Below are 17,530 nucleotides of genomic sequence, written 5' to 3' on the forward strand. Positions count from 1 at the left end.
GAGTCTTGTTCACATGCGTTTAAAACTGATCGCCGTCGGCGCCCTGGCCTTGCTGGCCGGTTGCGCCACCCCGCCACCACCGGAGCCGGGCAGTGCCGCCAGCAAGGTCGTGGCGATGGGCAAGACGAAAAACATCGTGGTGGGCGCCATGCGCGTCGCCCGGGAAAACGGCTACCTGACCGTCAACGTGCAGCTGAGCAACACCAGCTTCAACAACAAGACGATGTATTACCGTTTTGCCTGGCTGGGGCCGGAAGGCTTTCCGATCGCCGAGGAAGAAACCTGGAAAACCCTGACGCTGTACGGCGAACAGACCCGCTTCCTGCCGGCCATCGCGCCGACGCCCAAGGCTGTGGATTTCCGTTTGGAAATCAATACCCCTTGAGCCGCACAACCTGTGGGAGCGAGCTTGCTCGCGATGGCATTGGATCAGCCAGCAATGATGCTGACTGACACACCGCTATCGCGAGCAAGCTCGCTCCCACAGAAAGCGACCGAGTGACAGGTATTACGCGTTATCCCTTTTTCAGTTTTCGAGAGCATCCCCATGTTTGTACGCATTTCCTCCATCGCCCTCGCCGCCCTGCTGGTCAGCGGCTGTGCCAACAACTCCCCGGTCCTGGGCAACAAGAACATCAGCTACGGCGATACCAAGGCCGTGGAAACCGTGACCAACGAGTTCGGTTCCACCGACCTGCAGATGATCGCCGAATCCATGACCCGCTCCCTGGCCCAGTCCGGCGTTTTGCAGGGCCGTCCGGTGGTCCAGGTCTATGACGTGAAGAACAAGACCAGCGAGTACATCGACACCCGCGAAATCACCACCAGCATCAAGACCCAGCTGATGAAGACCGGCGCCGCCCGTTTCGCCAGCGACAACACCGCCATGGACAGCCAGGTCGACCAGCTCAAGCTGCAGAACCAGAGCGGCCTGTACAAGAAAAGCACCGTGGCCAAGACCGGCAACATGATCGCCGCCAAATACCGCATCGAGGGTTCCATCAGCTCGATCGTCAAGCGCAGCAGCGACTACAAGGACGTCTTCTATAAATTCAGCCTGCAGTTGATCGACGTCGAAAGCGGTCTGGCCGAGTGGATGGACGAAAAAGAAATCCGCAAGACCACGGAGCGTTAAGCCATGCGCACATGGATCGGCATCATGGCCCTGGCCTGCGCGTTCGGCGCGCAGGCGGCCCCAAAAGTCGCGGTCACTGACCTGGCGTACCAGGCGCGGGTGGAAGAGTACATCCACACCGTTTCCGCCCAGAGTAACTTCCAGGCCAATGCCTATAGCGCCAGCGCGTCGTCGAGCTACGACGAGATGGAAGCCACCAGCAGCTACATCGAGCAGGGCGAGCTGCGCAAGTTCACCGGTGACATCAAGGGCGAGATCCTGCGCAGCGGGATGTTCCAGCTGGTGCAGGGCACACCGTACACCGCGTCGTCCACCGGCGATGTCTATGACGTCATCAAGCGCATCAAGGGCGGCCACTTCAAGGGCGCCGATTACGTGCTGTTCGGCACCGTGTCCGACATCGACTTCACCCGCGACATCAACGAACTGGCCAACACCGACAGCTACTCGGCAGTGCTTGCACTGACACTGGTGGCGGACTTCAGCCTGATCAACACCAAGACCTTCGAAATCACCTCGGCCTTCACCGCCATGGGTGAAGGCCAGGACACCAAGCTGTTGAACCACCGGGACGTCCACATCAGCCTCAACCGTCCGCGGGTGGTGCGCGACGTGTCCAAGGCCCTGGGTGAAGACGTGGCGCGGCAAATGAGCGAACAACTCGGTGGCCCGAGCCACCAACAGCCCGGCGAGCCGATGCAGCGCAATAATCTGCCCCGGGATACCGCGCCGGTAATCCTGCGCTGAGCCACACCGCGGGATAGGGCGCAATGATCGTTCCCACGCTCTGCGTGGGCATGCAGCCCGTGACGCTCTGCGTCACCTTCCAGAAGCGGAACGCGGAGCGTCCCTGGCGGCGTTCCCACGCGGAGCGTGGAACGATCAAAGGGATAGGTAGGTGCTTTTGTGGCGAGGGAGCTCCCTCGCCACAGGTGTTGTTTATAAGCCGGTTACACCGCAGCCTTGCGAATCGTCGCGAGCAAGCCCGCCGCCCCGATGAACAGGCCAGCAAACGTGCGGTTCATCCGCCGTTGCTGCTTCGGTGTGCGCAACAGGCGCAGGACTTTGGACGCCAGCCCGGTGTACCCGGCCATGACGATGAGGTCGACGCAGATCATCGTCACGCCCAGGATCAGGTACTGCTTGAGCAAGGGGGCATGGGGGTCGATGAACTGCGGCAGCACCGCCAGCATGAACACCAGCGCCTTGGGGTTGCTGATGTTGACCAGAAAGCCGCGAAACACCAGGGCCAAAGGGTTGCCGATAGGCCGCACGACGGAGTCATCACTGATATCGCCGGGGATGGCTCGCCACTGTTTGATACCCAGGTAAACCAGATAGGCCACACCGAACCATTTGATCGCGTAGAACGCGGTGGCTGATGCGGTGAGGATCGCGCCAACACCGGCGGCGACGATCACGATTTGCAACGCCAGGCCCAGCTGCAGGCCGAGGGCGTTCCAGTAACCGCGCCAAAAACCGTAGCGCAAGCCACTGGACATCGATGCAATGGCACCGGCACCCGGGGAAAGACTGATCACCCAACAGGCAGCGAAAAACGCCAGCCATGTTTCCAGCAACATTGCACACCTCGGCTCGGATTAGTCGAAAACGACTAAGCTAATCCGCCGCCGCAGGATTGACCATCGCTTTTTCGCAAAAAACAGCCAATCGGCACGGCCCGGTCATTCGACGAAACCGCCAACCGGAAACGCCTCGCTGCCACGCCAGCGCCGAACCGAACGCTGGAAAAACAGGCTGTTGGGCACTTGCACCATGGCGCTGCCGGTGCCGAGCTCCTCGGGTTCGATCAATGTGGTGTACAGCAGGTTGATCGCCACCACGCGACCCTTGATGCCAGGCTTGTCGGTGGTGTCCACCAGCTCGACCACATCCCCCAGGCGAAACGGTCCAACGGTGTAGATCAACACGGCGCAGAACAGGTTAGACAGCACGCTCCAGATGGCGAAGAACGCCACCGCTGCCACCGCCACGAAACCCGAGATCGCCGTCCAGAGTACCGTGGCCGAGACACCCAGGCGCTCCAGCGCCACCAGTACGGCGCTGCCCATGATCAGCCAGCGCAGCACACCGCGCAGGATGATCACCAATTGCGTCGGCAGTGGGTAGCGCTCGCCGAGCCCCGTGAGCGCACGCGCAACGAAGCGCTGGGCGATATATCCCACCAACAGGATCAGCAGGATTTGCACACCGAGCCAGATCGGCTCGATCCACATGACAGGGACAGGCAACGCCAACGCTTCCATCAGGACAAAGCCTCCAGCTCCGCTTGCAAGTTTTCCAGCAGCTCCAAGGCTTGCATCCACGCCTCCTCAAGCTCCGCTTCCCGAACCTTCAGCCTGGCCTGTTCGGCCAGCAGATCACGCAGCTCATCCTTGCGCGCCGCTTCGTAAAGACCGCTGTCGCCGAGGCTGGTTTCGATTTTCTGCAGCTTTTCATGGAGCTTGCCCAGTTCGACTTCGAGCTTATCGGCTTCGCGCTTGTGAGGTGCCAACTGCTGACGCAGGGCCGCTGCGGCCTGGCGCTGGGCTTTCTTGTCGGTCTTGTCCGGGTTGACGGGCGTGGTGCTGACCGGGGCATTGCGCTGACGGTACTCCACCAGCCAGCGCGCGTAGTCTTCCAGATCGCCGTCGAACTCCTCGACCTTGCCGTCGGCCACCAGGAAGAAATTATCCGTGGTGCTCTTGAGCAAATGTCGATCGTGGGACACCACCAGCACGGCCCCACTGAACTCCTGCAAGGCCATGGTCAGGGCCAGGCGCATTTCCAGGTCGAGGTGGTTGGTCGGTTCGTCGAGCAGCAGCAGGTTCGGCCGACCCCAGGCGATCAACGCCAGCGCCAGGCGAGCCTTTTCGCCACCGGAGAAATTCAGCACCGGCTCGTCGATACGCGCGCCACGGAAGTCGAAACCACCGAGGAAATCCCGCAGGACCTGCTCGCGCTCGGTCGGCGCCAGACGCTGCAAATGCAGGAGCGGGCTGGCCTTGGAATCCAGGGAGTCGAGCTGATGCTGGGCGAAGTAGCCAACCACGGTGTTCTCGCCCCGGGTCAGGCGCCCGGCCAGAGGTTCGAGTTCACCGGAAAGGTTTTTGATCAGGGTCGACTTACCGGCACCGTTAGGGCCCAGCAGACCGATCCGCGCACCCGGGGTCAGTTGCAGCTTGACCTTCTCCAGCACAGTCTTGTCGCCATAGCCCAGGCGCGCGTCGGACAGGTCGATCAGCGGGCTGGAAATCTTGGTCGACTCGCGGAAGACGAAATCAAACGGTGAATCGACGTGGGCCGCGGACAGCTCCTCCATCCGCTCCAGCGCCTTGATCCGGCTCTGGGCCTGGCGGGCCTTGGTGGCCTGGGCCTTGAAGCGGGCGATGTAGCTTTCCATGTGCGCACGCTGCGCCTGCTGCTTCTCGTATGCCTGCTGTTGCTGGGCCAGGCGTTCGGCACGGGCTCGCTCGAAAGCACTGTAGCCGCCGCGGTACAAGGTGAGCTTGCGTTGATCGACATGGGCTACGTGATCGACCACGGCGTCGAGGAAGTCCCTGTCATGGGAAATCAACAGCAGCGTGCCGGGGTAATTCTTGAGCCAATCTTCGAGCCAGATGATGGCGTCGAGGTCCAAGTGGTTGGTGGGCTCATCGAGCAGCAGCAAGTCCGAGGGGCACATCAAGGCCTGCGCCAGGTTCAGGCGCATCCGCCAGCCACCGGAGAAATCCCCGACCTGACGGTCCATCTGCTCATTGGTAAACCCCAGGCCTGCCAGCAATTTGCGCGCGCGGGCATCGGCGGTGTAGCCGTCGGCACTGTCGAGTTCCGAATGCAAACGGGCTTGGGCGGCGCCGTCGTGGGCCGCCTCGGCCGCCGCCAGGTCGCGTTGAACCTGGCGCAGGCGCAGGTCGCCGTCGAGCACGTAGTCCACTGCCAGGCGCTCGAGGGTGTCGACCTCCTGGCGCATGTGGGCGATACGCCAATCGGCCGGCAGCAAGCAGTCGCCCGAGTCCGGGTGCAGCTCGCCCCTCAGCAAGGCGAACAGGCTCGATTTGCCGGCGCCGTTGGCACCGATGAGGCCAGCTTTGTGGCCGGCGTGCAGGGTCAGCTCGGCGTCTTCTAGCAGACGTTGCGGGCCACGCTGTAAAGTCAGGTTCTGAAGTCGGATCATAATGGCGGCGGAGTCTACCAGCTTCGCTCACAACTGGCGCGAGTAGCACGATGTCCCCTGACCTGTGGAGCTTTTCCCTCGACCTCTATGCCAAGCCTGGCGTAGAGCCAGCCTGCCTGGCGCTACAGAACGCTGGCGCCAATGTGTGCCTGCTGCTTTGCGGACTTTGGCTGGAACGGCGCGGCGTAACCTGCAATGAACAACGGCTGCAACAGCTTCGGCAATTGACCGAGCCTTGGGATGCTGAGGTGGTAAGGCCCTTGCGCTCGCTGCGCAGCCAATGGAAAACCAGCGCCTTGCAAGACACAGCACTCAATAGCCTGCGCGAACAGCTCAAGGGACTGGAGTTGGAAGCCGAACGGCGATTGCTGGAGCGATTGCAGGCAACGACCGAGGATTGGCCTGAGGGACAACGGAGCGATTCAGCGCAATGGCTGCAAGGGCTGGCGGCGAATGCCGACCCAGCGAACCGCGACGCGCTGCATCAGCTGCGCGTCGCGGTGTCCGGCACTTAGGAAGCGCTGGTTGGGTTGCTGGAGCTCGGCGCTACGGCAGCGGATGGGCTGATCGCCGGGGCCGGAGTGCTGGCGGTTGGAGCAGGTGTCGCGGTCGTGGTCGAAGCCGGTGCCGATGTCGCAGGCTTGGCTGCTGGCGCAGTCGAGGCTTTTGCGGTGGCTGGCTTTTTCACGGCGGGTTTCGCCGCTGGCTTAGCCGCAGGTTTTGCAGCAGCTGGCTTCGCGGCAGCTGGCTTGGCCGCAGGTTTTGCAGCGGCAGGTTTTGCAGCGGCAGGTTTCGCGGCGACTGGCTTGGCTGCAGGTTTTGCAGCGGCAGGTTTCGCGGCGGCTGGCTTGGCTGCAGGTTTTGCAGCGGCAGGTTTCGCGGCGGCTGGCTTGGCCGCAGGTTTTGCCGCAGCGGGTTTGGCAGCGGGTTTAGCCGTCGCTTTGGCAGGTGCTTTGGCAACAGCTGGCTTGGCAGCCGGTTTCACAGCTGGCTTGGCCGCAGCAGTTTTTGTTGCCGCAGGTTTGGCAGCTGGTTTCGCAGCGGCAGGTTTGGCAGCAGCTTTTGCAACAGGTTTGGCGGCGGCGGTTTTAGCGGCAGGTTTAGCGACAGCTTTTGCAGCAGGCTTAGCGGCGGCTACAGGCTTAGCGGCGGCCGTTTTTGCAGCGGGTTTGGCGGCAACTTTAGCAGCTGGTTTTTTTGCCGCTGGTTTTGCAGCGCTGGCAGCGACCGATTTGGCAGCCGGCTTGCTTGCTGCTTTGGCCGGTGCTTTCGCAGCTGGCTTGGCAGCCACTTTAGCGGGTGCTTTTGCCGCGACGGGTTTAGCTGCCGGCTTCTTGGCCGATACAGCAGCAGGCTTGGCAGCACGAAGCGACAGCGCCTTGCCCGCAGCCTCTTGCACGCGACCGACGCCCTGGGCCAGTTTCAGGCTTTCCTGGGCATCACGCTTGAGTTGCAGAATGTAGGTGCGGGTTTCGGACTGACGATCCTTCAAGGCATCGAGCAGGTCTTCGAGTTCTTTCACAACGTCCTTGGCCTTGGCTTGTGCCTTGGCCTTGCCAGCGGTGGCTGCATCTTGCAACTTGGTGCGCGACTTGTGCAGTTTCTCCTGGGCTTTGCCGCGTTGTTTTTCCAGCTTGGCGAGCAGTTTTTCAGCATCAGCCAGGGCTTGGGAGCAGGCATTTTCCAGATGCTCGAGCAAGCTGCCCGAAAGTTGTTGGAGCAGGTGCAACGGAGTGTTTACTGGCTTCTTGGTGGCCGACATGGTTTACCTCCTGACTGACGTGAGTGCGGCTCATACTAGACCTCTGCTGCAACCGCCGCTAGGGCATGTTGACAGTACACAAGACGTTGCGTTGCAAGAGACGAAAAATCTTCTACATCCGTGCCTGGGCAATCCACCGCTACAGATATCGACACTGGCATAATTCCTCGATTCGAGGCCGGAGAGCACACATGTCGCGTCACCTGTTTTTAAGCCTGTGCATGGTTTGCTCCATGACTCAGGCCGTTGAAAAAACCAACGCAAACGAGGCTCGCGATCTGGCGTACAGCTTGGGTGCGAGCCTGGGTGAACGTCTGCGCCAGGACGTACCCGACTTGCAGATCCAGGCCCTGGTGGAAGGTCTGCAACAGGCCTATCTGGGCAAGCCACTGGCCCTCAAGGATGAACGCATCGAACAGATCCTGGCGGCGCACCAGGCGCAACTGACGGCGCAATCCACGACTCCGCAGATCGAAGTCGCACTGAAGACCGAACAGAAATTTCTCGATGAAGAAAAAAACCGCCCCGGCGTCCAACAGCTGGCAGACGGCATCCTGCTGACCGAACTCAAGCCAGGCCACGGCGCGAAAGCCGGTCCCCACGGCAAGGTCCAAGTGTTGTACATCGGCCGGTTGCCGGACGGCACCGTATTCGACTCCAACCGGCAAGCTCAGTGGTTCAGCCTCGACAGCGTGATTGACGGTTGGCGCAGTGCATTGCCGCAAATGCCGGTCGGCGCGAAGTGGCGATTGGTGATTCCATCGACCCAGGCCTATGGCGCCGAAGGTGCCGGGGATTTGATCCCGCCATTCACGCCTCTGGTGTTTGAAATCGAGTTACTGGGCGCGACAACCTGACACTGTCCCAAACGAAAAACGGTGCGCAATGCGCACCGTTTTTTATGACCGCGAGCCCTTCAGGCCTGGACCGCAGCCTCTTCCTTGTGGGCGTTGTGCAGCACTTCGATCAGGCAGTCTTCCAGTTCGAAGCGCTCGTGCAGCAAGCCGCCCAGCTCTTTGAATTTTTCCGCTACGCACTTGCCTTCATCACAAAGGTCGTTGAACGCCAGCAGTTTTTCGGTGATGACGTCGATACGCGGGTAAATCTGCTCGGCGAGCTCCAGGCCACGCTTGTCGTTGAAGGCCTTGGCCTCGCCTGTCAGCTGTTCGTAGATCTCGAAATGACCGGCAGACACATAGTCGACCAGCACACCGCAGAATTCCTGCAACGGTTTGCGGCTTTCGCTCAGCGCTTCAGGCTTGTCGCCGAGAGCATCATAGGCCCGAACCAGTTCGTGACGCTCCTGCAACCAGCGGTCGATCAGCAGATGCACCCCACCCCAGCGTTCCTGAGCATTCTGACAACTTTCGAGCATGGTGATTTCTTCCCTTGTGAGTCATGCCCCCTCGCAGTCTGCACACGCCTGAATGATCAGGGACAAGCCAGACATAACATGATCGAGCGGCACAATTCCAATAACACGTGCGGGCCAGATTATGCCCGCACGACAACCGCTTCAAGGTACGCAGGAGATAAAGTTCATACAAGTGTTTAATCCAACACCCGGACCAGGTGCGACGTATCGCCGCTGAGCGGTCGTACCAGAGCACTCCAGACAAGGCGCAACAGCAAATAGCTCATCACGCTGGACACCGCGAGAAAAAACAACAGGCTCCATTCGGGGATGCTCAGGTCGAACAGCGTCCAAGTGAGGTTCGCGCAGTCGACCGCACCCTCGAGGACGCGATGCAAGGCACACCACCAGGAATCGGATCTCTGCATCTGCACAATACAATCGGGCAACTGCTCGAACGAAATGCTTTGCATCAGGACTTGACGCCACGCGAGGGTCATTCCCGCCGATGCAAAAACCAACCCTATCGCCCCATAGAAGATGCTGCCCTTTTCACCTGGACCGTGTACACAGGCTACGAGGCCATTCACCAGAAACAGCATCAGGCACAACCGCTGCAAAACACACAGGCTGCAAGGCGTCAGGCCGACCGCATATTCCAGATAATTGGAGATGCCCAAAGCCAGGGCAGCGGCAATGGAAGCCATGAGAAACAAGAAGCGTGAGCTGGCCAAAGACATGGCGGTTCCGTAACAAAAGAGACAAGCAGTTACGGTAGAGGAAAGCCCTCGGGCCTTTCAAGGCAGGTCCGTGCAGACACTTCACCAGGGGTGTAGGGAATTCCCGACAGGCACGAGCGGATTCAGCGCAATCCTTTGTAGGACTTTCCCGTGGTCACGATTAAACCCCTGTATTTGCGGCGAGGGAGCACGCTCCCCCGCCAAAACGACTCAAACGCAGATCAAGTGGACAGGACCTGAGCCGGGACCGGCAAAGGCGCGGCCAGCAGACGCTCATCCAGCAGCCCCAACCCTTCCTGGAACAACTGATTGCTGCGCTCGGCATCCCCCAGCTGCGCCAACAACCGCGCCAATTCAGCGCAGGCTTCGGGATTGCGCTGAACCCGCAAACTGCTTTCCAGATAGTCCCGCGCCTTGCCCCACAAGCTGCCCTGAAGGCACAGGCGCCCGAGTGTCAGCAGCAGACTTGGATCGGCCGGATGATCCTTGAGCCAGCCTTCGGCCGTTTGCAGCTGGCGAATCGGATCATTGCCCCGAACCAACCCGTACAGGCGTGCCAGGTGACTGTCATAGTGACGCTTGAGCGCAACCCGCAACACTTCTTCGGCCTCGACCTGGGCCCCCAGTTGCCGCAGCTGCTCGGCATAGGCCAGCACCAGCGCCGACTCCTGACGCTGCGCGGAGGTCAGTTGCTGCCAAGCGCGGTTGAGCGATTGCAAACCGACGCTGCCGTCCTCTTCACGATGGGCCGCCAGGGTGAGATTCTCGCCCCACGCCCGGCGCTCCAGCTCAGCCAGTTCACTGGGCGGCAGGACTTTGTCCTTGCGCAGCTCCGGCAACAACCGAATCACCGCCGACCAGTCACCCCGTTGCTGATGCAGTCGCTGCAACTGGCGCAAGGTCTGGGCGTTATGTGGATGACGTTCATGCATGGCTTGTAGCGTGCTCAACGCGCCGTCGGTGTCACCTCGGTCGGTCTGCAATTGCGCGTGAGTCAGGGCGATGGCCAATTCCGCCTGGGGCTGACGTTCCAGGGCACGCTCCAGCAAACTGTCGCTCTGCTCGTAGAGCCCCTGCTCATTGGCCGCGCGGGCGGCTCCGAGGTAGTAGAGCAACGGTTGGCGCTCGGCTTCGGCGGCACGGTGCAAATGACGCTGGGCGCTGGCCCAACGACCTTCGGCCAGGTCCAGTTGGCCGTGCTCGATTGCCACCTGCACACGGCGACTGCGGTTGCGCCGCGACCATGGGTTGACCACGTCACTGGACGTGGTCACCAGCCCGATCAAGGCCCTCACGCCCCGCCACAACAGCCAGAGCACCGCCACCAGCGCCAGGGTGACCCACAGGCCGGCCTCGTAACGAAAGTTCTTGTACGCCACCAGCACGTAACCTGAATGCTCGGCGATCGCCACACCCAGCAACGCAGCGGCAGCGATGACCACGAACAGAATCACGTAGAGGCGCTTCATGGCGCGGTCTCCTGCTCGCCAGGCTTGGGCAGCGGCTTGACCGAATCCTCGGCATTCAGGTTGCGACGCTCAAGGTAGGCCTGGACGCTGCTCAGGGTACCCGTCAGGTCCGGCGTGACCACCGTCACCGGCTGTTTGGACAGCTCGACCACGCGCTCAAGCATTATTTTGCTTTGCGGATTGTCCTGGTTGAAGTTGCTCTTCAGCACGTCCCGCGCTTCGGTCAGCGCCTGGGTGTACACCGGCGCCTGGCCATTGAGGGCAGCCCATTGCGCCTGCTCCAGCGCCAGGCTCAAGGCCAGGCGCACCTGCACCAGGCTCTGCCCGGCCAGGAGTGGACGGACGTTCTCGTCCGCGTTGAAATCGATGCGGATGTAGCGCGAGATCTGGTCCCACCACTGTGCCCAGCGGCTGGCACCATCGCCATCGGCGGTCAGGCCCAGCAGGGATTCACCACGGTCCTTGTATTCGGGCGCCAGCTCGGTGAGTTGCAACACCTGGTCACGCAGGGCACCCAGTTGCAGGAAGAGCCCGGTGCGATCCGGTTGTTCGGTGCTGCGCAACGCCGCGAGCGTCTTGGCCAACTGCTCGCGGGCGGCGAACGAGCCAGGGTCGTTCTGCTCGCGCAGGATCTCGTCAGCCCCCTGGACCAATGCCTGGGCACTGCTGATGTCTTGCAAGGCGGAAAGACGCAGGCTGGCCAGGCGTAACAAATGCTCGGCTTCAGCCAGGCGCCAGTCCTTGCGGCTGGCACCCAGCACGGTTTCCAGGCGCTGGTTCAGGCGTTGCTGATCGCCTTGCAGTTGGGCGACCTGACGCCGCCGTTCCTCCAACTCTTCAGCCGGTGGCAACTGCGCCAGACGCTCACTGAGGCGCTGCTCATTGAGCTTGAGGGTCTGGGCCTGGTCATTCAGCGCCTGGACCTGGGTGGACTGCTGCTGGTTATTGGCTTGCAGATGACGCACCTGCCACACGCCCCAGCCGCCAACGGCCACGCCGGCAGCTCCCAGTAACAACGCGACAATGGCCAGTCCGTTGCCGCGACGCGGCGCCATCGGGGCCGGGGTTTCAACCGGCGCATCGATCGCTGGCTGGTCTTGATCTTTTGGCAAGGCTGTTTCGTTCACGTATCCATCCTTTGCAATAGAAAACGGCACGGACTGTTCCCGTAACGCCGCCAGCAAAGCCGCGGCACTGGCGCCACGGCAATCCACAACTGTTCGGGCCCCGGCGGCACGCGCCATCTCGGCAACCCTCGGGCTTGGAACAAACAGCGGTAGCCGCGCCAGGGCGGGCCACGCATCGCCAGCGAGCCGCTGCAGATGCTCGAAGCTCTGCCCACTGCTGACCACCAGCGCGTTCAAGCGTTCCGCTTCAACCTTCGCTGGCAACTCACCTTCGCGGTAGTGCGGCAGGCCGCGCCGGTACAATTCCAGATAATCGACCCTAGCACCTTGCTCGCGCAAACGCTCTGCCAGCAGACCGCGCCCGCCCTCGCCACGCACGATCAAAACCTTGGGATCGGGACGGGTGATAGCCTGGCGTAACACCAGGTGCTCCAGCAAGGCTTCGCTGTCGTCGCCGTTATCGGGATAAAACACGGTGAGGCCAGCGTCGGTCAGAATCTGCCCGGTGGCCGCCCCCACGCTGAACCATGGCTGGTCTGGCGGCTGGGGCCAGTATTGGCGCAGCAGCTCCATGCACAAACGAGCGGCAGGCTTGCTGACCACAATCACGGCGCAGTACCGGTCCAGGTTTTGAAGGATCGCTTGCCCGGCATCAGACACGGGGATCGGCTCGATATCCAGCAACGGCAGGCTGCTGCTGAATACACCCGCTTCGGCCAGGACAGCCGCCAGCGCCGACGACTCGTCTGCGGGCCGGGTGAGTAGCAGACGCCAGCCTGTCACGCGTGGCCTGCCTCGCCGTAGACTGCCTTGAGAATGTCATCGGCGCCCTGGCTGAGCAGATCTTCAGCCACTCGCACACCCAACGCCTCGGCATCGTGGCGCGGCGCCCGGGCCTCTGCGCTGATCAGCCGGCCACCGTTCGGATCACCCACCAGGCCACGCAACCAGACCTGTTCGCCTTCCAACACGGCGTAACAGGCGATGGGCACTTGGCAACCGCCATTGAGGTGTTTGTTGAGGGCTCGCTCGGCGAAAACCCGAGTGGCCGTGTCTTCGTGGTGCAACGATGCCAGCAGGGCGTGAATGTCACTATCGGCGCTGCGGCATTCGATGCCCACCGCCCCCTGCCCACCGGCTGGCAGGCTGTCGTCGACACTGATGGCCGAGGTGATGCGATCTTCGAAACCCAGGCGGATCAGGCCCGCGGCGGCGAGGATGATCGCGTCGTACTCACCGGCGTCGAGCTTGGCCAGGCGAGTGTTGACGTTACCGCGCAGGAAACGGATCTGCAGGTCAGGGCGGCGAGTCAGCAACTGCGCCTGGCGACGCAGGCTGGACGTGCCCACCACGCTCCCGGCAGGCAGCGCATCGAGACTGGAGAAAGTGTTGGAGACGAAGGCATCGCGCGGATCTTCCCGCTCGCAGATACAAAACAGGCCCAGGCCTTCAGGGAAGTCCATGGGCACGTCTTTCATCGAATGCACGGCGATGTCGGCTTCGTTGTCCAGCAGCGCGGTTTCCAGCTCCTTGACGAACAGACCCTTGCCGCCGATTTTCGACAGCGGCGAGTCGAGCAGCTTGTCACCGCGGCTGACCATGGGCACCAGCGTCACGTTAAGGCCGGGGTGGGCGGCTTCCAGACGGGCTTTAACGTATTCGGCCTGCCAGAGAGCCAGGGCACTTTTACGGGTGGCGATGCGAATCTCGCGAGGGGACATGGATCAATCCGTACTTAAAAGATACGGCGGATAATAACAGCTCAGCCAAAACCGCTTTGATTTGAATCACGACCCCAAAGCCTCCCTGGCCGTCAATGTCCTGGAAATGGAATGTCTTGCCGCACGGCACTAGAGCTGCTGCATCATCTTGCGGACACCGGCCACGTGTCGCCGACTGACAATCAACGCATCACCATTGAGGCCTTTGAGAAACAGCTGGAAGTGTCCAAGCGGAGTGCGTTGCAAACGCTCGATTCGCTCACGAGCCACGAGGGCATTGCGGTGGATGCGCACAAACCGTTCGCCGAACTCGTCTTCAAGGGCCTTGAGCGGCTCGTCCAGCAGCACCTCGCCACTCTCATGGCGCAAGGTCACGTATTTATGGTCGGCGATAAAGTAGACCACCTGGTTCAACGGAATCAGCTCGATCCCCTTGCGGGTTCGAGCACTGATGTGGCTGCGCGGGCCGCTGCCACTTTCGGCGGCCGGGCGGGTCAGCGCCGCCAGTTGCACCCGGTTCGGTCGCTCGGCCTTGCGCAAGGCCTCAACCAACGCCTCGGCGGAGATCGGCTTGATCAGATAGCCCACGGCGCCGGCCTGCAGCACCTCCGGCGGAAAGTCGTCCCGCGTGGTGCAAAACACCACCGCGGGCGGAGACTCTCGCTCGCACAGCTTCGCCGCGACCTGCAAGCCGTCCAGGCCAGGCATGCGGATGTCGAGCAGCACAATATCCGGCTTGTGGCTTTCAATAAGGGCCAACGCCTCTTCGCCATTGGTGGCGCTCGGCTCCAGGACACTGTAACCCTCGAGTTCGCCAATCATTCGGCTCAGGCGCTCACGGGCCAGTGGTTCGTCATCAACGATCAGGACATTCATATTGCGCTGGATTCCTGCGTGAGTCTCGCACAAGGATAGCGTAGACAGGGGAAGTGACATCCGTCACCGCGATCCACGCTAAGACTCGCTCGAGGGCCAAAAAGTGCCGCGAGGCAGTTGCCTATCTTTACCAACGCTTGCCGATAGATGCTCGAGGCCCGTTGTCGCACGGCGTCGCCATAGGGATTGTTAACACTCGATCTGATCAATATGAGCTCCCCCTTTTTCTATTCGTCCGCTGCGCCATGGATGGAAAAAGCAAAAGTCCTACCGTCCACTGTAGACGGTTGCCGCGACGATATTGCTCAATCGGAAAATATCGTTGCGCAAAAAGCCTCATTAAATGCTCAGGTTGTGCGCAAAAAACCTGCCGACCAGTGCCAGCGCCAGCCCCGGCAACCCTGCTATCATCCGCCGCAGCCTTTAACCGCTATTTTTTCTTCAGCCGATCACGAGCGAATTCATGAGCACTGACAAGACCAATCAGTCCTGGGGCGGCCGCTTCAGTGAACCCGTCGACGCCTTCGTCGCCCGCTTCACCGCCTCCGTCAACTTCGACCAGCGCCTGTATCGCCACGACATCATGGGTTCGATCGCCCACGCCACCATGCTGGCCAAGGTCGGTGTGCTGACCGATGCCGAGCGCGACAGCATCATTGATGGCCTGAAGACCATCCAGGGTGAAATCGAGGCCGGCCAGTTCGACTGGCGCATCGACCTTGAAGACGTGCACATGAACATCGAAGCGCGCCTGACCGATCGCATCGGCGTGACCGGCAAGAAGCTGCACACCGGTCGCAGCCGCAACGACCAGGTAGCCACTGACATCCGCCTGTGGCTGCGCGATGAAATCGACCTGATCCTGGCCGAGATCACGCGCTTGCAAAAAGGCCTGCTGGAACAGGCCGAGCGTGAGGCCGAGAGCATCATGCCGGGCTTCACCCACCTGCAAACCGCCCAACCTGTAACGTTCGGGCATCACATGCTGGCCTGGTTCGAAATGCTCAGCCGCGACTACGAGCGCCTGGTCGATTGCCGCAAACGCACCAACCGCATGCCCCTGGGCAGCGCGGCGCTGGCCGGTACCACCTACCCGATCGATCGCGAATACACCGCACAACTGCTGGGCTTCGACGCCGTGGGTGGCAACTCGCTGGATAACGTTTCTGACCGCGATTTCGCCATCGAATTCTGCGCCGCCGCGAGCATCGCGATGATGCACCTGTCGCGCTTCTCCGAAGAGCTGGTGCTGTGGACCAGCGCGCAATTCCAATTCATTGACCTGCCAGACCGCTTCTGCACCGGCAGCTCGATCATGCCGCAAAAGAAAAACCCCGACGTGCCGGAACTGGTACGGGGCAAGAGTGGCCGCGTGTTCGGTGCGCTGATGGGCCTGTTGACCCTGATGAAAGGCCAGCCGCTGGCCTACAACAAGGACAACCAGGAAGACAAGGAACCGCTGTTCGACGCCGCCGACACCCTGCGCGATTCACTGCGGGCCTTTGCCGACATGATCCCGGCCATCAAGCCCAAGCATGCGGTGATGCGCGAAGCAGCCCTGCGCGGCTTTTCCACCGCCACTGACCTGGCCGACTACCTGGTACGCCGTGGCTTGCCGTTCCGTGACTGCCACGAAATCGTCGGGCACGCCGTGAAGTATGGCGTGGACAGCGGCAAAGACCTGGCGGAGATGAGCCTGGATGAACTGCGCAAGTTCAGCGACCAGATCGAGCAGGACGTGTTCGCGGTGTTGACCCTGGAAGGCTCGGTCAACGCCCGTGATCACATCGGCGGTACCGCACCGGCGCAGGTCAAGGCGGCCGTGGTGCGCGGCCAGGCGTTGCTCGCCAGCCGCTAAAAGCTGAAAAGCTTCGCGAGCAAGCCCGCTCCCACAGTCAATCTCCCGTGAACACACTGTTGTGAACATTCGGAGATTCAAATGTGGGAGCGAGCTTGCTCGCGATAGCTGACTTCAAATCACCGAAAAGCTCACTTCTTGGCAGCGATCATCGCCAAAAACGCCGGCATCTCTGTCTCCCTGTCCGCAGCGATACGCCGCACGTTCGGATTTTGCTCCAAGCGCTCCATCAGCGTCTTGGCCGCCGGCATGTCCACCAGCAAATCGAGATCGAAGACCTTCCTGCCCACCTGCAAGGCCAGGGATAAGCTGTAGAAGAAATACAGATCGGCGAGGCTCATGCTATCGCCCGCCACGTAGGGCGAGAACTTGCCGTGCCTGCCGAGCGAGGCGAACCCCAGCAGCAATTCGGCCTTGGCCTTTTCCTTGATGGCATCAGGCACCGGCACGCCGAAAAACGCCTCGCCATAACAGGCTCGCCCCGGCAGCTCGATGTACAACTCGATCTCCCTGCACAAGGCCAACACCTGGGCACGCTCGAACGGGTCGCTGGGCAGCAGCGCCTTGCCTGGCTGGGTTTGCTCGATGTATTCGAGAATCACGCTGGTTTCGTTGATAAACCCTTGTTCGGTCTTCAACACCGGGACCTTGCCGCGCGGGCTGATGGCCAGGGCTTGCGGGGTCTGGTTGCCAAAGAACTGCACTTCTTCGAAGGGCAGGCCCTTCTCCAACAGTGCCAGCTTGACCATGTTGTAATAATTACTGACAGAGAAACCATAAAGCTTAAGCATTACAAAGCCTCCAGGCCGTGCGGGGTTGGCAGCCTTGCGTTATAGACTGCCAAGGTGCGTTCCGCCAGGCGCATCACCGCGCTGAATGCAGGTAAACTGGCGACCTTTCTCCAAGGAGCCTGCCATGAGCGAGCCAACCGACATCGACAGCGACGAAGAAGAATTCGTCGAGAACACGCTGATCGAAGCCATCGAAAACCAGATCGAAAGCGACAACCCACCAGCGGCCAAGGCCACCTTCAACAAGCTGACCCTGGTCGGTTACGAGCGCGAAGAAATCCTCAACCTCATGGCCCATGTATTGGCGTATGAGATCGATGCCATTCTCGAAGAAGACCGCCCGTTCGATACCCAATGGTACGAAACGGCGCTGCGCGCCCTTCCCGAGTTGCCGCCGGAAAAGAAATAAACCGTGAGGCAAAGTTGCTCCTGTGGCGAGGGGATTTAGCGAAACGTCGCACCGCCCCGCTGGGTCGCGAAGCGGCCCCAACAACGAGCGCGCCTGTTTCCTTGGGCCTGC

At 61.3% G+C, this 17,530-nt stretch carries 19 protein-coding genes and 1 pseudogene; 8 read left to right on the plus strand and 12 right to left on the minus strand.

The window, feature by feature from the left end; all coding sequences use genetic code 11:
- Positions 1 to 13 precede the first annotated feature (13 nt).
- The 3 genes from LOY70_RS28690 (at position 14) to LOY70_RS28700 (ending at position 1,882) form a co-directional block, all read left to right on the plus strand.
- Entirely contained in the window at positions 14 to 385 is a 372-nt protein-coding gene (locus tag LOY70_RS28690) for a YcfL family protein (RefSeq protein WP_265031991.1), read from the plus strand.
- Positions 386 to 547: 162 nt separating this feature from the next.
- Entirely contained in the window at positions 548 to 1,135 is a 588-nt protein-coding gene (gene lpoB, locus LOY70_RS28695; protein ID WP_025216077.1) for a penicillin-binding protein activator LpoB, read from the plus strand.
- Between the two features lie 3 nt (positions 1,136 to 1,138).
- The gene (locus LOY70_RS28700) at positions 1,139 to 1,882 is read left to right on the plus strand and encodes a penicillin-binding protein activator LpoB (RefSeq protein WP_265031992.1); all 744 of its coding nucleotides are present in this window, start codon (positions 1,139 to 1,141) and stop codon (positions 1,880 to 1,882) included.
- A 203-nt stretch (positions 1,883 to 2,085) separates the two neighbouring features.
- On the opposite strand, the gene rhtB is transcribed toward LOY70_RS28700, so the two are convergent.
- The 3 genes from rhtB to LOY70_RS28715 all read right to left on the minus strand — a co-directional run bounded on the left by rhtB (position 2,086) and on the right by LOY70_RS28715 (position 5,312).
- Positions 2,086 to 2,718, minus strand: coding sequence for a homoserine/homoserine lactone efflux protein (gene rhtB, locus LOY70_RS28705; protein WP_123416252.1), 633 nt, complete (start codon positions 2,716 to 2,718; stop codon positions 2,086 to 2,088).
- A gap of 102 nt (positions 2,719 to 2,820) precedes the next feature.
- Complete coding sequence (locus LOY70_RS28710; protein ID WP_265031993.1) at positions 2,821 to 3,402, minus strand: mechanosensitive ion channel family protein; 582 nt, start codon at positions 3,400 to 3,402, stop codon at positions 2,821 to 2,823.
- Positions 3,402 to 5,312: an ATP-binding cassette domain-containing protein gene (locus LOY70_RS28715; protein ID WP_025216081.1), complete on the minus strand. Its 1,911-nt coding sequence runs from the start codon at positions 5,310 to 5,312 to the stop codon at positions 3,402 to 3,404. The genes LOY70_RS28710 and LOY70_RS28715 overlap by 1 nt, the downstream gene beginning before the upstream one ends.
- 50 nt (positions 5,313 to 5,362) lie before the next feature.
- Here LOY70_RS28715 and LOY70_RS28720 point away from each other — a divergent pair, with 50 nt between their 5' ends.
- Entirely contained in the window at positions 5,363 to 5,827 is a 465-nt protein-coding gene (locus LOY70_RS28720; RefSeq protein ID WP_265031994.1) for a TIGR02444 family protein, read from the plus strand.
- Here LOY70_RS28720 and LOY70_RS28725 read toward each other — a convergent pair.
- A complete protein-coding gene (locus LOY70_RS28725) occupies positions 5,824 to 7,074 on the minus strand; it encodes an AlgP family protein (protein WP_265031995.1) in 1,251 nt (416 codons plus the stop codon). The genes LOY70_RS28720 and LOY70_RS28725 overlap by 4 nt on opposite strands.
- 191 nt (positions 7,075 to 7,265) lie before the next feature.
- Between LOY70_RS28725 and LOY70_RS28730 the strand changes: the two genes are divergently transcribed.
- Positions 7,266 to 7,931 carry an FKBP-type peptidyl-prolyl cis-trans isomerase gene (locus LOY70_RS28730; protein WP_265031996.1) on the plus strand — a complete coding sequence of 222 codons (666 nt, stop codon included), beginning with the start codon at positions 7,266 to 7,268 and terminating at the stop codon, positions 7,929 to 7,931.
- A gap of 59 nt (positions 7,932 to 7,990) precedes the next feature.
- On the opposite strand, the gene LOY70_RS28735 is transcribed toward LOY70_RS28730, so the two are convergent.
- From LOY70_RS28735 to LOY70_RS28765, 7 genes and pseudogenes are all read right to left on the minus strand, one after another.
- Positions 7,991 to 8,449 carry an Rsd/AlgQ family anti-sigma factor gene (locus tag LOY70_RS28735; protein WP_003206770.1) on the minus strand — a complete coding sequence of 153 codons (459 nt, stop codon included), beginning with the start codon at positions 8,447 to 8,449 and terminating at the stop codon, positions 7,991 to 7,993.
- 176 nt (positions 8,450 to 8,625) lie between these two features.
- Positions 8,626 to 9,168: a disulfide bond formation protein B gene (locus LOY70_RS28740; protein WP_265031997.1), complete on the minus strand. Its 543-nt coding sequence runs from the start codon at positions 9,166 to 9,168 to the stop codon at positions 8,626 to 8,628.
- 221 nt (positions 9,169 to 9,389) lie between these two features.
- Complete coding sequence (locus tag LOY70_RS28745) at positions 9,390 to 10,637, minus strand: heme biosynthesis protein HemY (protein ID WP_265031998.1); 1,248 nt, start codon at positions 10,635 to 10,637, stop codon at positions 9,390 to 9,392.
- Positions 10,634 to 11,764 carry a uroporphyrinogen-III C-methyltransferase gene (locus LOY70_RS28750; protein WP_259696050.1) on the minus strand — a complete coding sequence of 377 codons (1,131 nt, stop codon included), beginning with the start codon at positions 11,762 to 11,764 and terminating at the stop codon, positions 10,634 to 10,636. Before LOY70_RS28750 ends, LOY70_RS28745 begins: the two co-directional genes overlap by 4 nt.
- A gap of 36 nt (positions 11,765 to 11,800) precedes the next feature.
- Positions 11,801 to 12,547 (minus strand): annotated as a pseudogene (locus tag LOY70_RS28755) (uroporphyrinogen-III synthase); the annotation flags it as partial.
- Positions 12,544 to 13,485 carry a hydroxymethylbilane synthase gene (gene hemC, locus LOY70_RS28760; RefSeq protein ID WP_025216088.1) on the minus strand — a complete coding sequence of 314 codons (942 nt, stop codon included), beginning with the start codon at positions 13,483 to 13,485 and terminating at the stop codon, positions 12,544 to 12,546. The gene hemC and the pseudogene LOY70_RS28755, both read right to left, overlap by 4 nt.
- Before the next feature lie 129 nt (positions 13,486 to 13,614).
- A complete protein-coding gene (locus LOY70_RS28765; protein WP_123343564.1) occupies positions 13,615 to 14,361 on the minus strand; it encodes a LytR/AlgR family response regulator transcription factor in 747 nt (248 codons plus the stop codon).
- Between the two features lie 210 nt (positions 14,362 to 14,571).
- Here LOY70_RS28765 and LOY70_RS28770 point away from each other — a divergent pair, with 210 nt between their 5' ends.
- The gene (locus LOY70_RS28770; protein ID WP_148051259.1) at positions 14,572 to 14,835 is read left to right on the plus strand and encodes a hypothetical protein; all 264 of its coding nucleotides are present in this window, start codon (positions 14,572 to 14,574) and stop codon (positions 14,833 to 14,835) included.
- Positions 14,825 to 16,219: an argininosuccinate lyase gene (gene argH / locus LOY70_RS28775; RefSeq protein WP_123343563.1), complete on the plus strand. Its 1,395-nt coding sequence runs from the start codon at positions 14,825 to 14,827 to the stop codon at positions 16,217 to 16,219. Before LOY70_RS28770 ends, argH begins: the two co-directional genes overlap by 11 nt.
- Positions 16,220 to 16,350: 131 nt before the next feature.
- Here argH and LOY70_RS28780 read toward each other — a convergent pair whose 3' ends face one another.
- Complete coding sequence (locus LOY70_RS28780; RefSeq protein WP_265031999.1) at positions 16,351 to 17,010, minus strand: glutathione S-transferase family protein; 660 nt, start codon at positions 17,008 to 17,010, stop codon at positions 16,351 to 16,353.
- Between the two features lie 124 nt (positions 17,011 to 17,134).
- Between LOY70_RS28780 and LOY70_RS28785 the strand changes: the two genes are divergently transcribed.
- Positions 17,135 to 17,419: a hypothetical protein gene (locus LOY70_RS28785; protein WP_265032001.1), complete on the plus strand. Its 285-nt coding sequence runs from the start codon at positions 17,135 to 17,137 to the stop codon at positions 17,417 to 17,419.
- Positions 17,420 to 17,530 lie beyond the last annotated feature (111 nt).

It is taken from the genome of Pseudomonas sp. B21-054 (assembly GCF_026016345.1).
GTDB lineage: Bacteria > Pseudomonadota > Gammaproteobacteria > Pseudomonadales > Pseudomonadaceae > Aquipseudomonas.

What these genes read in the sequence shown, in the direction of transcription:
- LOY70_RS28785 (WP_265032001.1), top strand. Translation starts at nt 17,135, where the DNA reads ATGAGCGAGCCAACCGACATCGACAGCGACGAAGAAGAATTCGTCGAG.
- hemC (WP_025216088.1), bottom strand. Translation starts at nt 13,485, where the DNA reads ATGTCCCCTCGCGAGATTCGCATCGCCACCCGTAAAAGTGCCCTGGCT.
- argH (WP_123343563.1), top strand. Translation starts at nt 14,825, where the DNA reads ATGAGCACTGACAAGACCAATCAGTCCTGGGGCGGCCGCTTCAGTGAA.
- LOY70_RS28715 (WP_025216081.1), bottom strand. Translation starts at nt 5,312, where the DNA reads ATGATCCGACTTCAGAACCTGACTTTACAGCGTGGCCCGCAACGTCTG.
- LOY70_RS28735 (WP_003206770.1), bottom strand. Translation starts at nt 8,449, where the DNA reads ATGCTCGAAAGTTGTCAGAATGCTCAGGAACGCTGGGGTGGGGTGCAT.
- LOY70_RS28730 (WP_265031996.1), top strand. Translation starts at nt 7,266, where the DNA reads ATGTCGCGTCACCTGTTTTTAAGCCTGTGCATGGTTTGCTCCATGACT.
- LOY70_RS28765 (WP_123343564.1), bottom strand. Translation starts at nt 14,361, where the DNA reads ATGAATGTCCTGATCGTTGATGACGAACCACTGGCCCGTGAGCGCCTG.
- rhtB (WP_123416252.1), bottom strand. Translation starts at nt 2,718, where the DNA reads ATGTTGCTGGAAACATGGCTGGCGTTTTTCGCTGCCTGTTGGGTGATC.
- LOY70_RS28700 (WP_265031992.1), top strand. Translation starts at nt 1,139, where the DNA reads ATGCGCACATGGATCGGCATCATGGCCCTGGCCTGCGCGTTCGGCGCG.
- LOY70_RS28690 (WP_265031991.1), top strand. Translation starts at nt 14, where the DNA reads ATGCGTTTAAAACTGATCGCCGTCGGCGCCCTGGCCTTGCTGGCCGGT.
- LOY70_RS28745 (WP_265031998.1), bottom strand. Translation starts at nt 10,637, where the DNA reads ATGAAGCGCCTCTACGTGATTCTGTTCGTGGTCATCGCTGCCGCTGCG.
- LOY70_RS28740 (WP_265031997.1), bottom strand. Translation starts at nt 9,168, where the DNA reads ATGTCTTTGGCCAGCTCACGCTTCTTGTTTCTCATGGCTTCCATTGCC.
- LOY70_RS28720 (WP_265031994.1), top strand. Translation starts at nt 5,363, where the DNA reads ATGTCCCCTGACCTGTGGAGCTTTTCCCTCGACCTCTATGCCAAGCCT.
- LOY70_RS28770 (WP_148051259.1), top strand. Translation starts at nt 14,572, where the DNA reads ATGAGCTCCCCCTTTTTCTATTCGTCCGCTGCGCCATGGATGGAAAAA.
- lpoB (WP_025216077.1), top strand. Translation starts at nt 548, where the DNA reads ATGTTTGTACGCATTTCCTCCATCGCCCTCGCCGCCCTGCTGGTCAGC.
- LOY70_RS28725 (WP_265031995.1), bottom strand. Translation starts at nt 7,074, where the DNA reads ATGTCGGCCACCAAGAAGCCAGTAAACACTCCGTTGCACCTGCTCCAA.
- LOY70_RS28710 (WP_265031993.1), bottom strand. Translation starts at nt 3,402, where the DNA reads ATGGAAGCGTTGGCGTTGCCTGTCCCTGTCATGTGGATCGAGCCGATC.
- LOY70_RS28780 (WP_265031999.1), bottom strand. Translation starts at nt 17,010, where the DNA reads ATGCTTAAGCTTTATGGTTTCTCTGTCAGTAATTATTACAACATGGTC.